Raw genomic sequence first — 20,482 nt, forward strand, 5'->3', positions numbered from 1 at the left:
ACTCCACTAGTCGGCTCGCCATCGATTGATGGCGGGCGAGGGTCAGGTGACGCAGACGGCACGCACGGTTCGGCGCACGACCACCATGGGACTGACGACAGCGGTCCATCGCAGCAAGCCCCTGTCCAAGGCGGGCCTGCTGGAACGGATGTTCACGCTGGCTTTTTCGGGGCTGGTCTATCCGCAGATCTGGGAAGACCCGGTCGTCGACATGGAGGCGCTGCGCCTCACATCCGACGACCATGTCGTGGCGATCGCCTCCGGCTCCTGCAACGTGCTGTCCTATCTCACCGCTGATCCGGCGAAGATCAGCGCCATCGACCTCAACGGCGCCCATATCGCTCTGGGCAAGTTGAAGCTCGCGGCGCTGGCGCGCATGACCCGCCATGGCGACTTCCTGCGCTTCTTCGGTCAGGCCCAGTCGCAGGCGAATGTTGCCTATTACGAGCGCGAGATCGCCCCGCATCTCGACGCGACCTCGCGCAGCTATTGGGAGGGCCGGGGGCTCGACGGGCGGCGGCGCATCGGCATGTTCGCGCGCAATGTCTATCGCTACGGGCTGCTCGGGCGCTTCATCGGCGCCGGCCACCTGCTCGGCCGCATGCTCGGCTGCGATCCGCGCCGGATGCTGGAGGCGCGCGACATGGCCGAGCAGCGCGTCCTGTTCGAGCGGCATCTCGCGCCGGTCTTCGACAAGGGCTTCGTGCGTTGGCTGATCCGCCAGCCGGCCTCGCTCTACGGCCTCGGCATCCCGCCGGCGCAGTATAAGGCGCTCGCCGCCGACGGCTCCGACGGCATCCGTGGCGCGCTCTACGACCGGATGGAGCGGCTCGCCTGCGGCTTCGACCTCAAGACGAACTATTTCGCGCGTCAGGCTTTCGGGCGCGGCTACGAGCAAAGCACGGACGCGGCACTGCCGCCTTATCTCCAGCGCGAGAACTTCGAGACGGTGAAGGCGCGCGCCGGCCGCGTGTCCTATCACCAGAACGCCATCACAGCCTTCCTTGAGGCCCAGCCCGCCAAGAGCTGCGATGCCTATGTGCTGCTCGATGCGCAGGACTGGATGAACGATGCCGATCTGACGGCGCTCTGGACGCAGATCACCCGCACGGCGAGGCCCGGTGCGCGGGTGATCTTCCGCACCGCCGCCGACGAACGCCTGCTGCCGGGCCGCGTGCCGGCCCCAATTCTCGACCAGTGGCGCTATGAGGAGGCGACGAGCCGGGCGCTCTGTGCGCGCGACCGCTCTTCGATCTATGGCGGCTTCCATCTCTATGTGCTGCCCGACGATGTGCGGCTGGAGCCCGCAGCGTGAGCGCCGCTGGGCGCGAGAACAGCACGGCCGGCGAGAACGGCGCGGCCGGGCTGATGGATGCGATGTATCGCCATCAGCGCCACATCTACGACGCCAGCCGGAAGTTCTACCTGCTCGGCCGCGATCGGTTGATCGCCGGCCTCGATCCGCCGCCGGGCGGGACCATCCTGGAGATCGGCTGCGGAACCGGCCGCAACCTGATCAAGATCGCGCAGGCCTATCCCGGCCGGCCCTGCTTCGGCCTCGACGTGTCGGCCGCGATGCTGGCTACGGCGCGTCAGTCGGTCAGGCGAGCGGGGCTGTCCGACGCGATCATGCTGGCGCAGGCGGATGCGACCGCGTTCGAGCCGGTGGCGCTATTCGGCAGCGCGGGCTTCGACCGGATCGTGATCTCCTATGCCCTGTCGATGATCCCGCCCTGGCAGGCTGTCGTCGAGGAGGCGCTGCGCCGGCTGTCGCCGGGCGGCGAACTGCATATCGTAGATTTCGGCGACCAGAAGGCGCTGCCCGTGCCGTTCCAGGTCGCGCTGAACCGCTGGCTCGCGCTGTTCCGTGTCACGCCGCGCCGCGATCTCGCAGCGGTGCTCGACGACGTCGCGCGCGCGGCCGGAACCACCGCTCGCACGCAGGCGCTCTATGGCGGCTATGCCGCGCTGGCGACGCTGCGCCGCACGGCCTGAGCGCCGGGCTCAGCCGACCTCGACGCCCTTCCAGAAGGCGATCCGGCCCTTGATGTTGGCGGCGGCCGCTTTCGGGTCGGCGTAATACCAGGCGGCATCGGTGTTCTCCTTCCCGCCAACGACGACGGAATGGTAGTTGGCGGTGCCTTTCCAGCCGCAGACAGTGGTCGTGTCGCTCGGCCTGAACAGCTCGGCCTTGATGGCGTCGGCCGGGAAGTAGTGGTTTCCCTCCACGATGACGGTGTCGTTCGACTCGGCGAGGACCGTGTCGTTCCAGATGGCTTTGACCATGGCAGGCTCCGGATGGCGGGGAATCGATGCCATGGAGTTGGGGAGACGGTCTCCGTTTTGCCAGAGGCGCGATGGTCCGTCGGGGGGCGCGCTGGACGCTTCGCACGGCTCCGTGCTAGCGCCGATGACATGAGCGAACAGGCCGAAACGAACGCGCAGGCTGGCTTCGGACGGGCTTGTAACCGCCTGCGCCAGCTCTATCACGGGCGCTCGCCCGCCGCGCTGCGCTTCCAGATGGCGGCTGCGATCGTCGATCTCCTGATCATCGCCTTCTTCATCGCGACGCCGATGATCCGCGACCGGCCGGACTTCCTGTGGATCGACTATACGATCGCGGCCATCGTGATGATCGAGATCACGGCTCGGATGCTGGCCTCCTCGAATGTGCTGCGTTTGCTGCGGCAGCCGACCATGCTGCTTGATCTCTTCATCCTGGCGACCTTGCTGGCGCCGGAATCACTCGAGAATTTCGGCTTCCTGCGGATTTTGCGGCTGTGGACGTTGTCGCAGCGCGGCCTGATCTGGGCGCAGGTGCGCGCGACAGGTTTCCGCCAATGGGAGGATGCCGCCAAGGCGGTGATCAATCTCGTGACGTTCCTCTTCGTCGTCACGGGCTTCATCTACACCTTCTTCTTCGCCGGGCGGCCGGGGCTGGAAGGCTATGTCGATGCCTTCTATTTCACCGTCGCGACGATGACGACGACCGGCTTCGGCGACATCGTCCTGCCGGGGATCGCAGGCAAGCTGACCTCCATCGCCATCATGATCGTCGGCATCTCGCTGTTCGTGCGTCTGGTGCAGGCCGTGTTCCGGCCGGCGAAGGTGACGTTTCCCTGCCCGGAATGCGCGCTGCAGCGCCATGAACCCGATGCGGTCCATTGCAAGGCCTGCGGTCACAAATTGCGTATTCCAGATCCGGACTGAGCGGCCGGTCGGTGCGGCTGATTTAGTGCCGCGTCTCGGTCTCGCGCTCGCCGGTCATGTTCTCGACGGTGATCGCGGTCTTCTGCGGCATGCCGATGATCCGGCCGATCGTCACCGGCAGCGGCATCATGCTGTGCGCGGCCTTCATCAAAGCGAGATTGGCGAGGAGGTCGGCCGGGAAGGGGGTAACCTTGCGACTCGTCAGATCGACATGCAGCGAGAGGTTCTCGCTGGTGGCGGCGAGCCAGCCTTCGCTCGCATGGCGCATTTCGAGATAGTAGTGCAGCCGCTTCTCGTCGAAGGCGATGAGCTGGGCGGTGATGCGGACCTGATCGCTCTCAGTCAGCTCGCGCTTGTAGAGGATGTGACATTCGGCCGCGAAGGTGGAAGCGTGCCGCGTGTCGACATAATCCTGGTTGAACCCGACCAGCGAGAAGACCTCGTCGGCCGCGCGGTCGAACAGGACGTGATAATAGGCCATGTTGAGATGGCCGTTATGGTCGATCCATTGCGGCTCGACCCGCATCGGGGACGAGACAAACGGGGCGAAGAACAGCGCCGGGGCGCGGATGTCATCTTTCATGGCAGCCTCCCTGGTTCAGCGCTGCGCCATTGCGGGCATGCTCCCTGCGATGGCGGCATGATGGACGATACGAAACCGCATCATTGCCGCTGCCCTTTGTCTTCCGGCATGGTCTATCATACTGCGATCCCGCTCGCCGTCAGCCCGGCCCGGGGGCGATCGCGCACCCTTGGACCCGGCTACTGTCCGTATCGTAACTGTTGGCGAAACCGGACTGTTCCAAGTCTAAGCGCCAGAACCGGATGTTGACAATGAATTTGCCTGCCGCCGCCCTGCATGAGACCCCCGCATCTGCCGCAAAGCTGCCGCCGTCGCCGGCGTCGATCGCCGCCGTGACACGCGCGCTCGCGGCCTCCTTCGGCAACCGGCTGGTGACGAGCCTGGCGGTGCGCCAGCAGCACGGCCACACGCTGACCTGGATCCCCAACCAGCCGCCGGATGCGGTGGTGTTTCCGCACAGCACGCAGGAGGTCTCCGACATCGTGACGCTCTGCGCGGCCCATGGCGTGCCGGTGATCGCATTCGGCACGGGCACCTCGCTGGAAGGCCATGTGAATGCGCCTTTCGGGGGCGTCTGCATCGATATGAGCCAGATGAAGGCGGTCATCGCGGTGCATGCCGAGGATCTCGACTGCGTGGTCGAGGCCGGCGTCACCCGCAAGGAACTCAACGAGCATCTGCGCGACCAGGGCCTGATGTTCCCGATCGATCCCGGTGCCGACGCCTCGATCGGCGGCATGGCGGCGACGCGGGCCTCGGGCACCAACGCGGTGCGTTACGGCACGATGAAGGACAATGTCCTGGCGCTGACCGCCGTGATGGCCGATGGCGCGATCGTGAAGACCTCGACGCGGGCCCGCAAGACCTCGGCAGGCTACGACCTGACGCGCCTGCTTATCGGCTCGGAAGGGACGCTGGGCATCATCACCGAAATCACGCTGAAGCTGCACGGCATTCCTGAGGCGATCTCGGCCGGCATCTGCCCGTTCCCGTCGGTCAAGGCTGCCTGCGACGCGACGATCATCACCATCCAGTCCGGCTTGCCGGTGGCGCGCATCGAACTGATGGACGAGGTGATGATCCGCGGCGTCAACATCCATTCCAAGCTCGGCCTGCCCGAGACGGTGATGCTCTTCGTCGAGTTCCACGGCACCGATGCGGGCGTGAAGGAGCAGTCCGAGCGCTTCGGCGAGATCGCGGCCGAGTTCGGTGGCGGACCGTTCGACTGGGCAACCAAGGCCGAGGACCGCAGCAAGCTCTGGCAGGCCCGCCACGACGCCTATTGGGCGGCGCGCGCCCTGCGTCCGGGCGTGGAATCGGTTGCGACCGATGTCTGCGTGCCGATCTCGCAATTGGCGGATTGCGTCGAGGAGACCAAGCGCGACATCGAGGCGAGCGGGCTGATCGCGCCCATCGCCGGCCATGTCGGCGACGGCAATTTCCACACTCAGCCGCTGGTCGACCTCTCCGACCCCGAGGAGGTCGCGCGGGCCGAGGCCTTCATCGAGCGGCTGGTCAAGCGGGCGCTCGCCATGGGCGGCACCTGCACCGGCGAGCACGGCGTCGGCCAGAAGAAGATCAAATATCTCGAAGCCGAGCATGGTGCGCCGGCGCTGGCGGTCATGCGCCAGCTCAAGCGCGCGCTCGATCCGCAGAACATCCTCAATCCCGGCAAGATCCTCGTGCTCTGACGGAAAGAACCCGGGCGATCTCCGCGTCGACGATCTTCGAGATCCTGATCTTGTAGATCGCATCGGGTCTTTCGAAGATGTCGTGATATTGCCGCGACTTGGCTGCATGGTCGGTTTGACTGCATGATCGTGGCGCCCCCTGACATCGTGGTGCCCTGAGACGAGGATGAAGCTGGACGTTGCGTGAGACCCTGACAGTCCTGGCCGGCCTGCTGGTGCTGGCACTGCTTGCCGCGCTGATCGGGCCGGGCTTTGTCGACTGGCGGGGCTACCGGCCTCAGATCGAGGCGCGGCTTGCCGGCGCGCTCGGCGTCGAGACCAGCATCGGTGGCGGCATCGGGCTGCGGCTTCTGCCGTCGCCGCGGCTGACGCTGCAGGATGTCCGTTTCGGCGGCCGGACGCAGGAGGCCAGCACGGCAGCCGTCGAACTGCTGACGGTCGAGCTCGGGCTCTCGGCCCTGGCGCGGGGCGAGTTCCGCATTGCCGACGCGAAGGCCGAGGGTGCGACCGTCTCGGTCGTTCTCGACGAGGCCGGGGTGATCCGCCTGCCGTCCCGCACCGGCTCGGGCCTGCCGGCGCAGACCAGCCTCGACCGCCTCGCCATCGGCCGCTCGGCCCTGATCTGGCGCGAACCCGGCAAGGAGCCGGTGACGCTCGCGCCGATCTCGGCCGAGATCTCCGCCATCAGCCTCGCCGGTCCATGGCGGATCGAAGGCGAGGTCGCGGGCTCCTCGCTGCGCGTCACGACCGGTGCCATCGAGCCGGACGGCCGGCTGCGGGCCAAGGCCTTCGTCACGGGCGAGGACATCCAACTCGGCTTCGACGGCAACTTCCTCTTGCCCGGCGCGGCTGGTGGCATGGGCCTGGGTCTCGACGGCGCCTTCACGCTGTCGCCGGGCGGCGCGCTCGCCGTCTCCGGCAAGGTCACGGGCGGCAGTCGCAAGCTCGATCTCGCCGGCATCGTGCTCGACATCGCTGGCGGGGCGGCACGGCTGGAAGGCGAGGGGCAGTTCCTGCCCGGGACCGGCTCCGGCTCGCTGGCGCTGCGGGCGCGCCGGCTCGATGCCGATGCGCTGGCTGCGGCGCTGGGCGAGCGGGCCGGGTTCGAGCGCGCCTTGCAGACGCTGCCGGGCCATTTCGACATCTCGCTCGATCTCGACCAGCTGATCTGGCGCGGTGAGGATTTTTCCGCCTTCGGATTGCGCGGCCGGCTCGCGGATAACGGGCTGTCCGATGCCACGGCCTCGATGCGGGTCGCAGGCGCCCTGATCGGCGCGAGCGGTGCGGTCGATGCCAATGGCGTCGCGGGCAAAGTCAATGTGAAGGCCGAGGATTCGCGGCGCATCGCGCTCGTCGCGGCGCGGGCAGGGCTCGACCCGGCACTGGCCGATCTCGTCGCCGGGCTCGGGCAGATCGATGGCGAGGCGATCGGCGCCTGGGATGGCGGCCGGGTGGCGCTGCAGCGCTTGCTTGTCACCGGTGCATCGGGCGTGAGGCTCGATCTGTCGGGCGACGTCACCGCCGAGCGGCTGGTCGCGAAGGCTTCGCTGCAGGGTTTCGATCTCAACACCCTTCCGCCGGCCGAGAGCTTCGGCGGGCTGATCGGGCGGCGCGACCTCGCGCTCGACCTCAACCTGACCAATGCGCGCTTCCGAAATGCGCCCCCCGGCTCGGCGAGCCTCGATCTGCGCCGCGAGGGCGCGATCTGGCGGCTGAGCCGGCTCGCGATCGACGGCTTCGGCGGCGTCAACGTCTCCGGCTCGGGCGCGCTGCTGGCCGAAGGCGGCGAGATTTCGGGCCGCATCCGGGCGCCGCGCTTCGAGACCGTCGCCGCGCTGGCCGGGCCGCTTCTGCCCGAGGCGGCACGGCAGGTTCTCGGCCGCGTCGGCGACGGGCTGTCGCGGCTCGATGCCAATTTCCGCCTGACGCGGGCACCGGCCGGGGACACCGGCGTTGCGATGGATGGCTCTGCACAGGCCGGGCGACTTGCGCTCAATGGCCGGATCGACGGTGGCGGACGCTGGACCGGCGCGACCTTGCGCTTCACGCTCAGTGACCGACGCCAGGTCTTCCAGGCGCTGGGCTTGCCCGTGCCGCGACAGGCGGGACCGGGCGAACTCGTGATGGAGCAGACGCCGGGCCGTCTGGTCGGCACGCTGGCGGGGCCCGGTCTCTCGATCGTGCTGGAGAACGAGGCGTCGGCACAGCCGAAGCTGACGATCCAGGCGGACGGGCTTGGCCAGATCCTGCCCGAGGGCGCTTCCCGGCTGCTGCCAGAGGGCCTTGTCGACGCCCATGCGCGGGTCGGTTTTGCGCCCGAGACGGTCTCGCTCGACGATCTCGTGCTCAATCTTGGTGGCGCCAGCGCGCGCGGCAATGTCGCCTTTGCGCGCGAGGGCGGCCTGACCGGGCGGCTGGCCGTGCCCGGCGTCGATCTGCGCACGCTTCTGGGCTCGGCGCTGGGCGCCGGTCCCTCGGGAGCCGCGACCTGGTCGACCACCCGTTTCGGCGCGGCGGCGGCCCTGCCGGATTTCCGGCTCGCCATCGAGGCCGCGACGCTGATCGCGGGAGAGACCGTCACCTTGCGCGACGCACGCTTCAGCCTGCGCGCCGACCAGGAGGGCCTGCGGCTCGACGATCTGACGGCGGCCTATGGCGGCGGCCGGGTCGGCGGGCGCTTCGCGACGCGGCGCGAGGGCGGGCTGGCGCAGTTGTCCGGCCGGCTCAGCCTCGATCGCGTCGATCTCGCTCCACTGACGGGCGGTGCGCTCGGCGGCAAGGTCTCCGGGCAGTTCGAGACAGGTGGCTCCGGCGAGAGCCCGGCGCGGCTGATCGCCGGCTTGAGCGGGGCCGGAAGCCTGAGCTTCATCGGCGCGAGGCTGAGCCGTTTCGATCCGGCGGCCTATGCGCGCGTCATCGCCGCGACGGGCGAGGATGCGTCCGAGAGCGACACGTCGCGGCTGCAGCAGCGGCTCGGCGAAGCGCTGGATCGCGATTCCTGGGCGCTGGGCGACGTCACCGTGCCGTTCACATTGGCGGGCGGGCTGGTCCGGCTGCAGCAGTTGAGCTTCGACAGCGCCGGCCTGCGGGCCGAGGCCAGCGGCATCGTCGATCTCAGGGCGCTGACGGCCGATCTCCGGCTCGGGCTGAAGCCGCTCGGGGCCTTGCCGAAGGGCTGGCCGGGCGATGCGCCGCAGGTCGGCGTCGCCTGGCGCGGTGCCCTGGCCTCGCTGCGGCGCGAGGCGGATGTGAACGCGCTGTCCAACATGGTCGCGGCGCGGGCGCTGGCGCGCGAGATCGAGCGCGTCGAGGCTTTCGAGGCCGATGCCCGCGAGCGCGCCGCCCATTCGCGCCGGCTGCGGGCCGAGCGCGAGACCCGCGAGAACGAGCGCAAGCTCGCCGAATTCGTCAAGGCCGAAGAGGAGCGCCGGATCGCCGAGGAGAAGCGGGCCGAGGAGGCGAGGCGGCTGGAAGAGGTGCGACGTCTGGCCGAAGAGCGACGGGCCGAGGACCTCAGGCGGGCCGAGGAGGCGCGCCGGCTCGTCGAGGAAAAACGGGCCGAGGAGCAAAGGCGGATCGAGCAGGTGCGGATGGAGCAGGAAATGCGCCGCCGCATCGAGACCGAGGAACGGGCCGAGCGCCTGCGTGCCGCAGCCGAGCGAGCCGCGGCGGAACGGGCTGCGACGCAGCAACAGCAGCCGGGACCGTTGATCCTGCCCGGCGCACCGCGGGACGCTTTCCCCGATGGAATCCAGCCATTGGCCCCGCCAGTCGATATCCAGTCCGTGCCGCGCCCGCTGTCGCGCAGCCCGCAGCCGAACTGACCGGGCGCGTTCGCAGTCTGATTCAACTGGTTGCGGTGTTGATTCAGGCGGCAAGCCTAAGCGGCTGATACAAAACAGTTTCAGGCGATAGAGGCGCACGCCTACCGCAACAATCGCACCGTCATCCCGGGCTTGCCCCGGGATCCATCCGAGGGCGCATCCCTGTCCAGGACAGGGCTCTAGGATGGATCCCGGAACTCCGCTTCGCTGCGTCCGGGATGACGCGGAGGTTCGGTCGCGTCGCGACTTACGCGCCTGCCAGGCGCCGGTAATGCGCCAGCACATGCAGCCGCAGCGCGGAGGACAGGTTTACCGCCTCGCGCCCGGTATCGATCGTCGCGATCAGTGCCGCCACGGTGACCCCTTCGGCTGTGGCGATCTCCTTCAGCGCATCCCAGAACGGCTCCTCGAGCGAGACACTGGTGCGGTGGCCGGCGATCGTCAGCGAACGCTTGCGCTCGGCGCTCACGGCTTGGACTCGTGGTCCTCGCCGGGCAGGCGGTGGCCTTCGAGCGTGCGCGCGGCCTTGTCGCGCTCGGCCTCGGTGAGTTCGCGCTCGGCCTTGGTGCGGCCGAAGCTGATGCGGTTCTGCTGCGCCTGCGTCTCGGCATCCTGCCGCGCGCGCTGCTTGCGGGCGCGGCGGAGATTGACGATCTCGGCCGTCATCGCGGGCTTTAGACCGAGGGACCGAGCATCAGCTCGGGCTTCACGGTCGCGTCGAAGACATCCGGCTCGACGCCGGCCTTGAGCGCCTCGTCGCGCAGCGTGGTGCCGTTGTGATGCGCGTTCTTGGCGATAGCGGCGGCCTTGTCGTAGCCGATCACCGGGGCAAGCGCCGTCACCAGCATCAGCGAGCGCGAGAGCAGATCCTTGAGCTGAGCCTCGTTGGCGACGATGCCGACGACGCAGTTCTCGCGGAATGAGTCGCAGGCGTCGCCAAGCAGGCGGACCGATTGCAGGAAGGCGGCCGCGATCACCGGCTTGAAGACGTTGAGCTCGAAATGGCCCTGGCTCGCGGCAAAGCCGATCGTGGCCTGGTTGCCGTGGACCTGGGTCGCGACCATGGTCATCGCCTCGGCCTGGGTCGGGTTGACCTTGCCGGGCATGATCGAGGAGCCGGGCTCGTTCTCCGGCAGGCTGATCTCGCCGAGGCCCGAGCGCGGGCCGGAGCCCATCAGGCGGATGTCGTTGGCGATCTTGAACAGGTCCATGGCAAGCGCCGTCAGCGCGCCATGGGCGAAGGTCATGGCGCCATGGCTCGCCAGCGCCTCGAACTTGTTGGGAGCGCTGCGGAAGGGCAGGCCGGTCAGCGTGGCAGCCTGCTTGGCGAAGAGTTCGGCGAAGTCGGGATGGGCATTCAGCCCGGTGCCGACGGCGGTGCCGCCCTGCGCCAGCGCGTAGAGACCTTCCAGCGAGGCTTCGATGCGGCCGATGCCGAGTTCGAGCTGGGCGACATAGCCGGAGAATTCCTGGCCCAGCGTCACCGGCGTCGCGTCCTGCAGATGGGTCCGGCCGATCTTGACCAGATCCTTGAAGGCCTCGGCCTTGTCGGCGAGCGCCTGCTTCAGGTTTGTCACGGCCGGCAGCAGCCGCTTCGTCAGTTCGGTGGCGGCGGCGATGTGGATCGCGGTCGGGAACGAATCGTTCGAGGACTGGCCGCGATTGACGTGGTCGTTGGGATGGACCGGGCTCTTGGCGCCGAGGCCGACGCCGAGGATCTCGTTGGCGCGGTTCGCCAGCACCTCGTTGGCGTTCATGTTCGACTGCGTACCCGAGCCGGTCTGCCAGATCACCAGCGGGAAATGGTCGTCGAACTTGCCGGCGAGAGCCTCATCGGCGGCCTGGTCGATGGCGCCGGCGACTTTCGAGTCGAGCTGGCCGAGCCCGCTGTTCACCCGCGCCGCGGCCTTCTTGACCATGACCAGGGCATGGACGAGCGGCAGCGGCATCCGCTCGCGCTCGCTGCCGATCCTGAAGTTCTGCAGCGAGCGCTGCGTCTGCGCGCCCCAGTAGCGATCCGCAGCCACGGCGATCGGGCCGAAGGAGTCGGTTTCGGTACGGGTCTCGGTCATGGAGGGCCTGCTGGTTGGGGCTGTCCGCCGACGCCTGGCCGGCGTCGTGGACGCCGGCAGGGACGTCCGACGTGTCAGGTTTTCTTGCGGAAGGAATCGAGGCTGACGACCTGGGCTCCGCCGTTGTCATCGGCCTCGGCGGCATCATCGGGCTCGTCCGGGCTCGCCTTGGCAGCCTTCGCACCAGCCTTGGCGGCAGCCGCGGCATCACGCTCGACCTTGCCCTTGATGGCGGGCACGCCGGCCGGCTTGGCCTTGACGGGCAGGGCGACGGGAGCCGGAGGCGCCTCGCTCGGCTCTGAGCCGGCGCCGCGCGGCTTGGGGCTCGGAGCCTGGTCATTCGCGGAGGCGCTGTCGGCGCTCTCCTGCGTCTCGAATTTCAGCCCGAACTGGACCGACGGATCGAAGAAGGTGGTGATCGCGTCGAAGGGGATCAGCAAACGCTCCGGCACGCCCGAGAAGGACAGGCCGACCTCGAAAGCGTGCTCGCTGACGCTGAGGTCCCAGAACTGGTGCTGGAGCACGATCGTCATCTCTTCGGGATGCTTCTCGCGCAGGCGGGTGGAGACCCGCACACCCGGCGCCGTGGTGCGGAAGGTGACGTAGAAATGATGGTCGCCGGGCAGGCCGTCGCGTCCCGCTTCCGTCAAAATCTTGCGCACGACCCCCTTCAGTGCCTCCTGCACCATCAGATCGTAGCGAAGAACATCCTTTGACATCGTGCCGAGATTTCCGCTTCAGACCCGGCAGGACGCCGGCAGGCCATCGAAAAAGAAGTGGAGGCTTCTGTTGCCAGGCGCCTCCGGGCCCCGCCTTACGTCGCTAAACGGAAGGACTTAGGTTTGGGAACCAGCACCGCTTACGCGGCGACAGCGACCCGAGCATTGTTGTCATTGGCAACTATGCGTTAGCCCTATAACGGCGGAACCATACCGGGCAAAAGAACGGCCTTTACACTCTCGTCGATCCTATTTCGCCCCCGCCGCAACCCTGCCGATAGTGGCCTGGCCAGCCCGCGGTCCAAGATCCCGCAGGCCGCCCTAGAGGCTTTCGCCGCAGGGCTGTGGTGGAGGCGCCGGGTACCGCCCCCGGGTCCGAAAAGCTTATTCCGACGCTCGTTTATCGCCATAGCCGATCTTGCGAACGGCAAGCCCAATATAGGGGCTGCATCGCCGCGGGGAAAGAGAAGAAGGGCGCCTCCCCGGCTTATTTCCGAAGCGATCCGCCGGGGTGCCCTTTTCAGTAGAGGACGCTGCCGTCATAGGCGTGGATATCGAGCGCTTTTTCATTGCCGGTCCGGTCCCGCCCGGCCACCTCCCAGCGCTCGCCCGAGAGCACGATCTCCTCGATATGGTCGACGCCCGAGCGCCAGGCGATGCGGCGCGCGGATTCCTCCGATACCTTAGGTGCCTTTGCATGCGGAGCCCTTGCATGCGGAGCGTTCGCCTGCTTCGCGATAAGCTTGTCGTGGATGTGGGTCTTTTGGTTCGGCGCCTCGGACATCCCGGCCAAGACCGTGCCCGTGCCAGCCAGGCCCGCCGTCAGCCAGGCTGCGGCGGCCATGCAACCAATCTGCATCATCATTCCCTCCTGCCGTTTTCGACGGGTTCAGGAGGCGCAATGATTGTGGCCGGGCGACGGGCGGAGACTGCCCCTATCGGTCAACTCCTCTCGCGATCGCGTGATCGGGCCGGTGTCAGGGCTTTTTTAAGCAGTCAGGGCTTGGCGGAGGCGGAAGCCGGGCGGTCACGCTCCATCTTGATCACCGTGCCGTCATTGGCGCGCAATTTGATCTCGATCGCGGCGCCGGTGCTGTCGCGGCCCTCGATCTCCCATTTGCCGTCATCGAGCTTGATCTGCTCGACACGCACGAGGCCATGGTCGTTGGCGATGCGACGCGCATCATCCATCGAGATCCCGGGTTCGGACGGCTGGATCGGAGCCGGCGCCTGCCCATGGGCCACGGTCGCCGACAGGGCGAGCAGGATAGACAGAACCAGCGTTTGAAGGGCGATGCGAACGGTCATGACGATACCTCCGTCTGTTCCGGGCACGAATGGGCTCGGTGGAACAACCGCCCAGCAGGAGCCAGGTTCCGGCTGCTGACAGGAGCCGACCGTCCGGTGATAGAGAACGGGCGAGAAAGCAGGGGAAGGCCGGCTCTCCGGGGCGCGCCATCGCTGCGAGCTGCGCTATGGTGGCGCCGCTTTTGTCGAGATTCGGTCGGTTGGCGGCGATTGGGGGTTTTCTGTGAGTTACGCGGACGTCCAGTATCTCAATATGGTTCGGCGCGTGCTCGATGCGGGTGACGACCGAATGGACCGGACAGGGGTCGGAACCCGTTCCGCCTTCGGCGAGATGATTCGGTTCGATCTCTCGGGCGGTGAGATGCCGTTTCTGACGACCAAACGAATCTATTGGAAAACCGCGATCAAGGAGATGCTCTGGTTCCTGACGGGCGGGACAAACATCCAGCAGCTTCTCCAAGCGAATGTCAGGATCTGGTCCGATTGGCCGCTTGCCCACTATCGCAAGGCGACGGGCTCTTCGATCTCCCAAGCCGATTTTGAAGACAGGGTGCTCGCCGACGACGCCTTCGCCGCGGAGTGGGGAGAGCTCGGCCCGGTCTACGGCAAGCAGTGGCGGCGATGGCTGGATTCGAACGGCCAGCAACACGATCAGATCGCCACTCTCATCCATGCCCTGCGAAACAACCCCACCAGTCGAAGAATGCTGTTCCACGGCTGGAATGTGGGTGAAATCGACCAGATGGCTTTGCCTCCATGCCATATGGTCTATCAATTTCACGTCAATATCTCAAAAAAGCAGCTCAACTGCTTGCTTTTCCAGCGCAGCGCAGACGTCCTGACCGGAATCCCTTTCAACTGGACGGGCGCAGCCGCCTTGCTGCTCATGCTTGCGCAGCAGGCCGATTTGACACCGGGCGAGCTGATCTGGGTCGGTGGCGACGTGCACGTTTACGCCAATCATCTGGAGCAACTTCATGAACAGATGGCGCGTCAGCCGCGGGCGGCGCCCATGATGCGGCTTGCGCGGCGTCCGCCGTCCATCGATGAGTACCAGATCGAAGACTTCATCGTGGAAGGGTACGATCCTCACCCTGCGATCAAGGCAGACGTCGCGGTTTGAGTGGGCTGCCAGGGGCCAGCAGCAGAGCCGCGACCGATTGCCAAGTCGTTCGGCGTCGCAGCCGAGCTTGCGATTGAGCGACGGACGGCTCTGCATCTCCGCAGAGCGGTGACCGCGCTTATCGGAACGGTGGCGAGTACTGCAGACCGCCTTGCGTCCACAGCGCATTGGGGCCGCGCTGGAGCTTCAGGCGCGATTGGCCGCCGAGATAGCGGTCGAAGGATTCGCCATAGTTGCCCACCGTCGCGATGATCCGCACGACCCAGTCGTTGCTGACGCCCATCGCTTCGCCGAACTTGCCGTCCTGTCCGAGGAAGCGCTTGATCTCCGGATTGGTCGATTTCACCATCTCGCGCACATTCGCCTGAGTCACGCCGAGTTCTTCGGCATTGACGAGAGCCGCGACCGTCCAGCGCACGAGGTTGAACCAGCCCTCGTCGCCGGTGCGGACCCAGGGGCCGAGCGGCTCCTTGGAAATGACCTCCGGCAGGATGGCATAGGCTTCGGGGTCCTGAAGCTTCAGCTTGACCGCCGCCAGAGCCGAGATGTCGGTGGTGTAGGCATCGCAGCGGCCGGACTCATAAGCCTTCAGCGCCTCCTCCGAAGTTCCGAATGCTGCTGCCTCGTATGTCATGCCGAGCTTGCGGAAATAGTCGGCGAGGTTGAGTTCGCTCGTCGTGCCCTGCGCGACGCAGACCGAGGCGCCGCCGAGCTTGGTCGCGCTATCGACGCCGAGCTTTTTCGCCACCATGAAGCCCTGGCCGTCATAATAGTTCACGGCCGTGAAGGTGACGCCCTGGCCGAGATTGCGCGACAGCGTCCAGGTGGTGGTACGTGGCAGGACGTCGATCTCGCCGCCCTGCAGCGCGATCAGCCGGTCCTTCGAGGTCAGGGGGACGAACTTGGCCTTGTCCTGATCGTTGAAGATCGCCACCGCCAGCGCCCGGCAGATGTCGATATCGAAGCCGTTCCAGCGACCGGCCGCGTCCTGGATCGAGAAGCCGGCGACACCGGGACTGGTGCCGCAGATGACGTGGCCGCGCTCCTTGATCTTGCCGAGCGTGCCGCTCGTCTGTGCCATCGCGGGTGTGATCGCTGCCGCCAGCGTGGCCAGTCCAAAAACCCATCGCTTCATCGTGATTCCCCTTTTTGTTTCGGTCATCGTCAGGCACAGCTCTTCTCGAGCAGCGGACACGTTCCGCCGCGTTGGTTTTCTCCCGCTCTTCTTGGCTCAGGCGACCTTGGCGGCCGGCTTCTGCTCCAGCGCGACCAGCAGCGCGTCGAGGTCGTTCCAGAGGTCGTCGATATCCTCGAGGCCGATGCTGATGCGCAGCAGCGGACCTTTCGCGGTCCAAGCCGTCGCGGTCCGGTCCTGAGCGACCGCCTGCGGCGCGACGAGGCTGCGCGTGCCGCCCCAGGAGGCGCCGATCGCGAAGAGGCGCAACGCGCTCAGCGCCGTGCTCATGGCGTCGTCGGCGACGGGCTTCAAGACGAGGCTGAAGAGGCCCGATGAACGGCCCATGTCGCGCTTCCAGATCGCGTGGCCCGGGCAGGACGGCAGCGCCGGATGCAGCACGCGTTCGACCAGGGGATGGTCGACGAGCCGGCGTGCGAAATCCTCCGAGACCTTGCCCATGTGGGCGATGCGCAGACTCATGGTCTCGATGCCGCGCAGCGCGAGTTGGCATTCGTCCGGCGAGACGCCGATGCCGAAGCCGCGGAGGATTTCCTTCAGCTTCTGGCGCAGCGCCATGTCCTTGACGGTGACGGAGCCGAGCAGCAGATCAGAATGGCCGCCGACATATTTGGTCAGCGCCTCGCAGGCGAAATCGGCGCCGTGCGCCAGCGGCTTGAAGATCAGCGGCGTCGCCCAGGTGTTGTCGCAGCCGACGAGGACGCCCCTGGCTTTGGCGGCCGCCACGATAGCCGGTACGTCCTGGACTTCCATGGTGTTGGAGCCGGGCGACTCGACCCAGATCAGCTTGACGGTGGGATCGATCAGCCCGGCGATCTCCCCGCCGATCATCGGGTCGTAGACCCCGTGGGCGATGCCGCGCGGCGCCAGATAGTCCTCGCAGAAGCTGCGCACCGGCGGGTAGGCGCTGTCGGGGATCAGCACCTTGTCGCCGGGCATCAGGACCGACAGCATCACGATGGTGACAGCGGCCTGGCCCGAGGGCACCAGCACCGTCCGCAGGCCGCCATGCAGCGCCGTCAGTTGCGCTTCCAGCGTGCGGGTCGTCGGAGTGCCGTGGAGCCCGTAGGTGTAACCATCGAAACCGCGATGCTTGCGCGCCATGAAGCTCGCCCCGTCGGGATAGACGATGGTCGAAGCCCGGTGTGTTGGCACGGCGAGGCTGGCATAGCCGTCCTCGTTGACGGTGGGATGATGAACACAGAGCGTCGCGTCATGCATGGCGTTTTCTCTTCGAAGGTCGGTGATCGTCAGGAGCGGAAGCGGCGCGAGACCTTCAGGTTGAGGTCGCTCTGCACATGGAATTCGCCATGCCATTTGCTGACGCGGACCATCTCGACGGCCGTTGCCGCATTCAGCGAGGTCTGCTTCAAAGCGGCCGGGCGCGCGTCATCGCTCGCCGGCCGAATGGCCAGCTCCAAATCCAAATTCATCGGCAATCCTTGAAGAAACGTCTGAGGCGCGTTCGTGGAAGGATAGCCGCGGGAGGAGCACTTACAATTCGTAGCGAGGCATAGCTCGATGCTGAAATGTTATGTCGGTCAGCGCGCTTCCATGAGGCAGTCGATAAAATCGCGCACGAGTTGGGACTTTTGCCGGTCGGGCGGCAGGATCAGGAAGCTGCGGCTGTGAACAGCCGGCTCGAACGGGCGCAAGACGAGCCGGCTTTGATCATGGCCGGCAATGGCATAGGGGCTGACCAGGCCGACGCCGACACCTTCCGAGACCAGCGCGCAGACCGTGGCTGCATAGATTGTTTCGACCACGGCGCGCGGAGGCGCCGCCCCAGCCTCGGACATGATCATGTCGAAGCGCTGGCGGGCCCGGTCCTCCGGGACATAGGCGACGAAGTCGACGCCGGAGAGGTCATGCGGGCCGATCGTCTCGCGTTCCGCCAAGGGATGGCCGATCGGGATGGCGCACAGGGCGCGAGGCTGGACAAAGACCTGATGCAGCACGCCGGTGACGTCGATCTCGTCTGCTGCCAGCCCGATGTCGAAGATGCCGGATGCGATCCCGTCCCGGACATCGCGCGACGGCAGCACCATCAGTGTGACCGTCGCATCCGGACGCAGGTCGCGGAATCGTCGGATCGCATTGGGGACGATCGAGGAACTCAATGCGGATAGCGTTGCGACGCGCAACTGCCCCCCGCCATAGTCGCGGATGCGGGCGGCGCTTGCGCGCAGCCGATCCATCCCGCGGAAATTGGCCTCGACCTCTGCAAAGAAGGTCCGTCCCTCCGGGGTCGGCACGACACGGTTTCGCACCCTGTCAAACAGCGCGAAGCCGAGCGACCGCTCCAACTCCGCAATCAGGCGGCTGAGCCCGGGCTGGGTAACGCCGAGGATTTCGGCCGCGCGCGAGACGGTCCCCGCCTTCATGACAGCGGCAAAGACCTCTATCTGTCGGCTGTTCATGGCGACGATCCTGCGGGCTGCGGCATTCGGTTGAAGTCATATCCAACCTCCACCGGTTTTAACTCACGGATCGCGTCGGTCGTCGCCCGCGCCGAGTCCAGTCGTCGCTGATCGGGACGAGACCTCACCTCACTTCCAACGATGCCAGACGGGGCGAAGGTGCGCGACGAGCCAGAGAAGGCCGCGCGGCGTAAGCCGAGGTCCATCGCGCGATGGACCGTCGCCGACTATGGCGCCCAATCAATCCAACGCGCCAGCGCCACATGCCTCTCATCGACGTCGCAATCATCAGGTCGAGCACCCCATGGCAGCATCCGGCTACTGCACCGCTTTGGGCAGCCACAACGCGAGTTCGGGGAACCACATCAGGATGATGACCGCCAGGATGTAGACGAAGACGAAGGGCATCACGCCGGAGAAGACGTCGGTGATCGGCCCGCCGTCGCGGCGCATGCCCTGCAGGACGTAGAGCACCGTGCCGTCCGGTGGCGAGACCAGCGCGATCTCGACCAGCATGGTGACGATGACGCCGAACCAGATCGGGTCGTAACCGAGCGCGACGACGACCGGGAACACCACCGGGATCGTCGTCACCACCATGGAGAAGCCCTCCATGAAGGTGCCCAGCGCCAGATAGAAGCCGATGATCAGCAGCATGATGGCCCAGGGCGGCAGCGGCATCTCGCTGACGAGCTTGGCCAGCGCCTGCGGCACGCCAAGGCCGACGAAGACGTAGTTCAGCACATAGGCGCCAAACAGGATCAGCCCGATCAGTGCCGTGTTGCGCGCGGTCGCCTCGGCGGAGGCGTTCAGCATCTTGAGGTTCAGCCGGCCTTCGATAGCGGCGAAGACCATCGACCCGATGACGCCGAGCGCGGCCGATTCGGTTGCGGTTGCGAGCCCGCCATAGATGGTGCCGAGCACGATCAGGATCAAAAGCGCGGTCGGCAGCAGATCGACGAGGCTGCGCAGCTTGTCTCTGAAGGGCAGGCGCGGGGCGTCCTTGTCGATCAGCGGGGCTGCCGTGCGCGCCTTCCACAGGATCACCAGCACGAACAGGACGACGACCAGAATGCTCGGCCCCACCGCGGCGAGATAGAGCGCGCCGACGGAGGTCTCGGTGATCAGGCCGTAGATGATGAAGGTGATGCCGGGTGGGATCAGGTTGCCGAGCGCGCCACCCGCTGCCAGCGAACCGAGCACCATTTTGGGGTCGTAGCGCGAGCCCTGGAAGAACGGCAGCGCGACCGATCCCATCGTCGCGGCGGTCGCAACCGACGAACCCGAGATCGCCGAGAACACGCCCGATGCCGCGATGTTGGTGTGCAGCAGCCCGCCGGGCATCCGGTCGAGCCAGACATTGAGTGAGCGGTAGAGCCGCTCGGACAGACCCGAGCGCAGCAGGATCTCGCCCATCAGCAGGAAAAGCGGCACCGCCACGAGCACGAAGCTGGAGGACGGGCTCCAGACGGTCTGGCCGATGAAGGTCCAGAACGGGCGGTCGGAGAAGGCAAAGCCGACGATCAGGCCAAGCACGCCGAGCGCCGCGCCGACATAGATGCCGGCCCCGAAGAACAGCAGGAACAGCCCGACCAGCAGCAGCACCTCGCCGATCAGGTTGGTGTTGGGGCCGACGCCGAGGGCGCTCATGCCGACCATCAGGCCGACGAGCGTGAGCAGGAAGACGATCGCGATCACGGCCTGGGCTCCTTGGCCGAATATCCCTGGGCCTCGAGCGCGCCAACCGCCTCGAGCGCCTCGGCGGCCTCTTCGTCATAAGTCCGGGCGTGCAGCAGCGCCTCGGCTTCCGCCCCGCGTCCGGCGATCACCAGCAGCGTGCTCTCGGCCAGCATCAGCAGGATGAGCACGAGGAAGACGATGATGCCGAAGGTCCACAGCCCCTGCGGAATCCAGAGCGGTGTTCGCAGCAGGCTGATGTCGGTCGCGCCGAAGAGCAGCGATTCATCGACGAGTTCCCAGGCGCCCTTGGCCAGGAAGGCCATGAACACCGCCAGCGCCGCCAGGCTGAGAAGGTGCATCGGGTAGCGGACCGTGGCGGGCAGGAAATTGATCAGCACGTCGATGCGCACATGCGCCCGGGTGCTCAGCGTATGCGCCAGGGCCCAGGAAATGCCGAAGGCGAGCGAGTATCCGGTCAGTTCCGTCGTCGCTTGCGAGGAGAAGCCGAGGAAGCGGCGCGCCAGCACGTCGAAGGTTATGAAGGCGGCGCAGAGGATGAAGCCCCAGCCGGCGGCATAGCCCATGACGGTGCCGAGTTTGGCGATCATCCTTCGACAGAAGGACGCCGCGACGATCGAGGTCGAGAGCATCGCGGCG

The 20,482-nt window shown here is 66.7% G+C and carries 20 protein-coding genes and 1 other RNA gene; 6 read left to right on the forward strand and 15 right to left on the reverse strand.

Translation table 11 applies throughout. The features are described from left to right. Positions 1–46: 46 nt before the first annotated feature. Positions 47–1,315 (forward strand): BtaA family protein, encoded by a 1,269-nt coding sequence (locus tag AC1DYU_RS00290; RefSeq protein WP_476789919.1) that lies wholly within the window; start codon positions 47–49, stop codon positions 1,313–1,315. A gap of 62 nt (positions 1,316–1,377) precedes the next feature. Beyond that, entirely contained in the window at positions 1,378–1,995 is a 618-nt protein-coding gene (locus AC1DYU_RS00295) for a class I SAM-dependent methyltransferase (RefSeq protein ID WP_476790689.1), read from the forward strand. A 9-nt stretch (positions 1,996–2,004) separates the two neighbouring features. Here AC1DYU_RS00295 and AC1DYU_RS00300 read toward each other — a convergent pair whose 3' ends face one another. Next, entirely contained in the window at positions 2,005–2,286 is a 282-nt protein-coding gene (locus AC1DYU_RS00300) for a DUF427 domain-containing protein (protein WP_476789920.1), read from the reverse strand. Positions 2,287–2,415: 129 nt separating this feature from the next. On the opposite strand from AC1DYU_RS00300, the gene AC1DYU_RS00305 reads away from it, so the two are divergent. Next, a complete protein-coding gene (locus AC1DYU_RS00305) occupies positions 2,416–3,210 on the forward strand; it encodes a potassium channel family protein (RefSeq protein WP_476789921.1) in 795 nt (264 codons plus the stop codon). Positions 3,211–3,232: 22 nt separating this feature from the next. On the opposite strand, the gene AC1DYU_RS00310 is transcribed toward AC1DYU_RS00305, so the two are convergent. Next, positions 3,233–3,793 carry a thioesterase family protein gene (locus AC1DYU_RS00310; RefSeq protein ID WP_476789922.1) on the reverse strand — a complete coding sequence of 187 codons (561 nt, stop codon included), beginning with the start codon at positions 3,791–3,793 and terminating at the stop codon, positions 3,233–3,235. A gap of 251 nt (positions 3,794–4,044) precedes the next feature. On the opposite strand from AC1DYU_RS00310, the gene AC1DYU_RS00315 reads away from it, so the two are divergent. Both AC1DYU_RS00315 and AC1DYU_RS00320 read left to right on the forward strand, forming a co-directional pair. Next, the gene (locus AC1DYU_RS00315; protein WP_476789923.1) at positions 4,045–5,484 is read left to right on the forward strand and encodes an FAD-binding oxidoreductase; all 1,440 of its coding nucleotides are present in this window, start codon (positions 4,045–4,047) and stop codon (positions 5,482–5,484) included. Between the two features lie 179 nt (positions 5,485–5,663). Next, on the forward strand, positions 5,664–9,308 hold the full coding sequence (locus tag AC1DYU_RS00320) for an AsmA family protein (protein ID WP_476789924.1): 3,645 nt from the start codon (positions 5,664–5,666) through the stop codon (positions 9,306–9,308). Between the two features lie 247 nt (positions 9,309–9,555). Here AC1DYU_RS00320 and AC1DYU_RS00325 read toward each other — a convergent pair whose 3' ends face one another. From AC1DYU_RS00325 to AC1DYU_RS00355, 7 genes are all read right to left on the reverse strand, one after another. After that, entirely contained in the window at positions 9,556–9,777 is a 222-nt protein-coding gene (locus AC1DYU_RS00325) for a ribbon-helix-helix domain-containing protein (protein WP_158486744.1), read from the reverse strand. Further along, positions 9,774–9,974, reverse strand: a complete 201-nt coding sequence (locus tag AC1DYU_RS00330) for a DUF4169 family protein (protein ID WP_476789925.1) — start codon at positions 9,972–9,974, stop codon at positions 9,774–9,776. The genes AC1DYU_RS00325 and AC1DYU_RS00330 overlap by 4 nt, the downstream gene beginning before the upstream one ends. A gap of 8 nt (positions 9,975–9,982) precedes the next feature. Next, on the reverse strand, positions 9,983–11,380 hold the full coding sequence (gene fumC, locus AC1DYU_RS00335) for a class II fumarate hydratase (protein ID WP_476789926.1): 1,398 nt from the start codon (positions 11,378–11,380) through the stop codon (positions 9,983–9,985). A 74-nt stretch (positions 11,381–11,454) separates the two neighbouring features. After that, positions 11,455–12,099 (reverse strand): ClpXP protease specificity-enhancing factor SspB, encoded by a 645-nt coding sequence (locus AC1DYU_RS00340; RefSeq protein WP_158486741.1) that lies wholly within the window; start codon positions 12,097–12,099, stop codon positions 11,455–11,457. Between the two features lie 56 nt (positions 12,100–12,155). Beyond that, positions 12,156–12,567, reverse strand: a transfer-messenger RNA (tmRNA) gene (ssrA, locus tag AC1DYU_RS00345). Positions 12,568–12,619: 52 nt separating this feature from the next. Then, complete coding sequence (locus AC1DYU_RS00350; protein ID WP_476789927.1) at positions 12,620–12,964, reverse strand: hypothetical protein; 345 nt, start codon at positions 12,962–12,964, stop codon at positions 12,620–12,622. A gap of 131 nt (positions 12,965–13,095) precedes the next feature. Continuing rightward, on the reverse strand, positions 13,096–13,407 hold the full coding sequence (locus tag AC1DYU_RS00355; protein WP_476789928.1) for a PepSY domain-containing protein: 312 nt from the start codon (positions 13,405–13,407) through the stop codon (positions 13,096–13,098). 253 nt (positions 13,408–13,660) lie between these two features. Between AC1DYU_RS00355 and thyA the strand changes: the two genes are divergently transcribed. Beyond that, positions 13,661–14,530 (forward strand): thymidylate synthase, encoded by an 870-nt coding sequence (gene thyA, locus AC1DYU_RS00360; protein WP_476790690.1) that lies wholly within the window; start codon positions 13,661–13,663, stop codon positions 14,528–14,530. A 118-nt stretch (positions 14,531–14,648) separates the two neighbouring features. Here thyA and AC1DYU_RS00365 read toward each other — a convergent pair whose 3' ends face one another. The 6 genes from AC1DYU_RS00365 to AC1DYU_RS00390 all read right to left on the reverse strand — a co-directional run bounded on the left by AC1DYU_RS00365 (position 14,649) and on the right by AC1DYU_RS00390 (position 20,475). Continuing rightward, positions 14,649–15,665 carry an amino acid ABC transporter substrate-binding protein gene (locus tag AC1DYU_RS00365; protein WP_476789929.1) on the reverse strand — a complete coding sequence of 339 codons (1,017 nt, stop codon included), beginning with the start codon at positions 15,663–15,665 and terminating at the stop codon, positions 14,649–14,651. Between the two features lie 96 nt (positions 15,666–15,761). Beyond that, positions 15,762–16,946 carry a cystathionine beta-lyase gene (gene metC / locus AC1DYU_RS00370; protein ID WP_476789930.1) on the reverse strand — a complete coding sequence of 395 codons (1,185 nt, stop codon included), beginning with the start codon at positions 16,944–16,946 and terminating at the stop codon, positions 15,762–15,764. 29 nt (positions 16,947–16,975) lie between these two features. Then, positions 16,976–17,158 carry a hypothetical protein gene (locus tag AC1DYU_RS00375; RefSeq protein WP_476789931.1) on the reverse strand — a complete coding sequence of 61 codons (183 nt, stop codon included), beginning with the start codon at positions 17,156–17,158 and terminating at the stop codon, positions 16,976–16,978. A 108-nt stretch (positions 17,159–17,266) separates the two neighbouring features. Then, on the reverse strand, positions 17,267–18,145 hold the full coding sequence (locus AC1DYU_RS00380; protein ID WP_476789932.1) for a LysR substrate-binding domain-containing protein: 879 nt from the start codon (positions 18,143–18,145) through the stop codon (positions 17,267–17,269). A 318-nt stretch (positions 18,146–18,463) separates the two neighbouring features. Beyond that, positions 18,464–19,843, reverse strand: a complete 1,380-nt coding sequence (locus AC1DYU_RS00385; RefSeq protein WP_476789933.1) for a TRAP transporter large permease — start codon at positions 19,841–19,843, stop codon at positions 18,464–18,466. Continuing rightward, positions 19,840–20,475 (reverse strand): TRAP transporter small permease subunit, encoded by a 636-nt coding sequence (locus tag AC1DYU_RS00390; protein ID WP_476789934.1) that lies wholly within the window; start codon positions 20,473–20,475, stop codon positions 19,840–19,842. Before AC1DYU_RS00390 ends, AC1DYU_RS00385 begins: the two co-directional genes overlap by 4 nt. Between the last annotated feature and the right edge of the window lie 7 nt (positions 20,476–20,482).

The sequence above is a fragment of the Allobosea sp. P2_B12 genome, assembly GCF_056404835.1.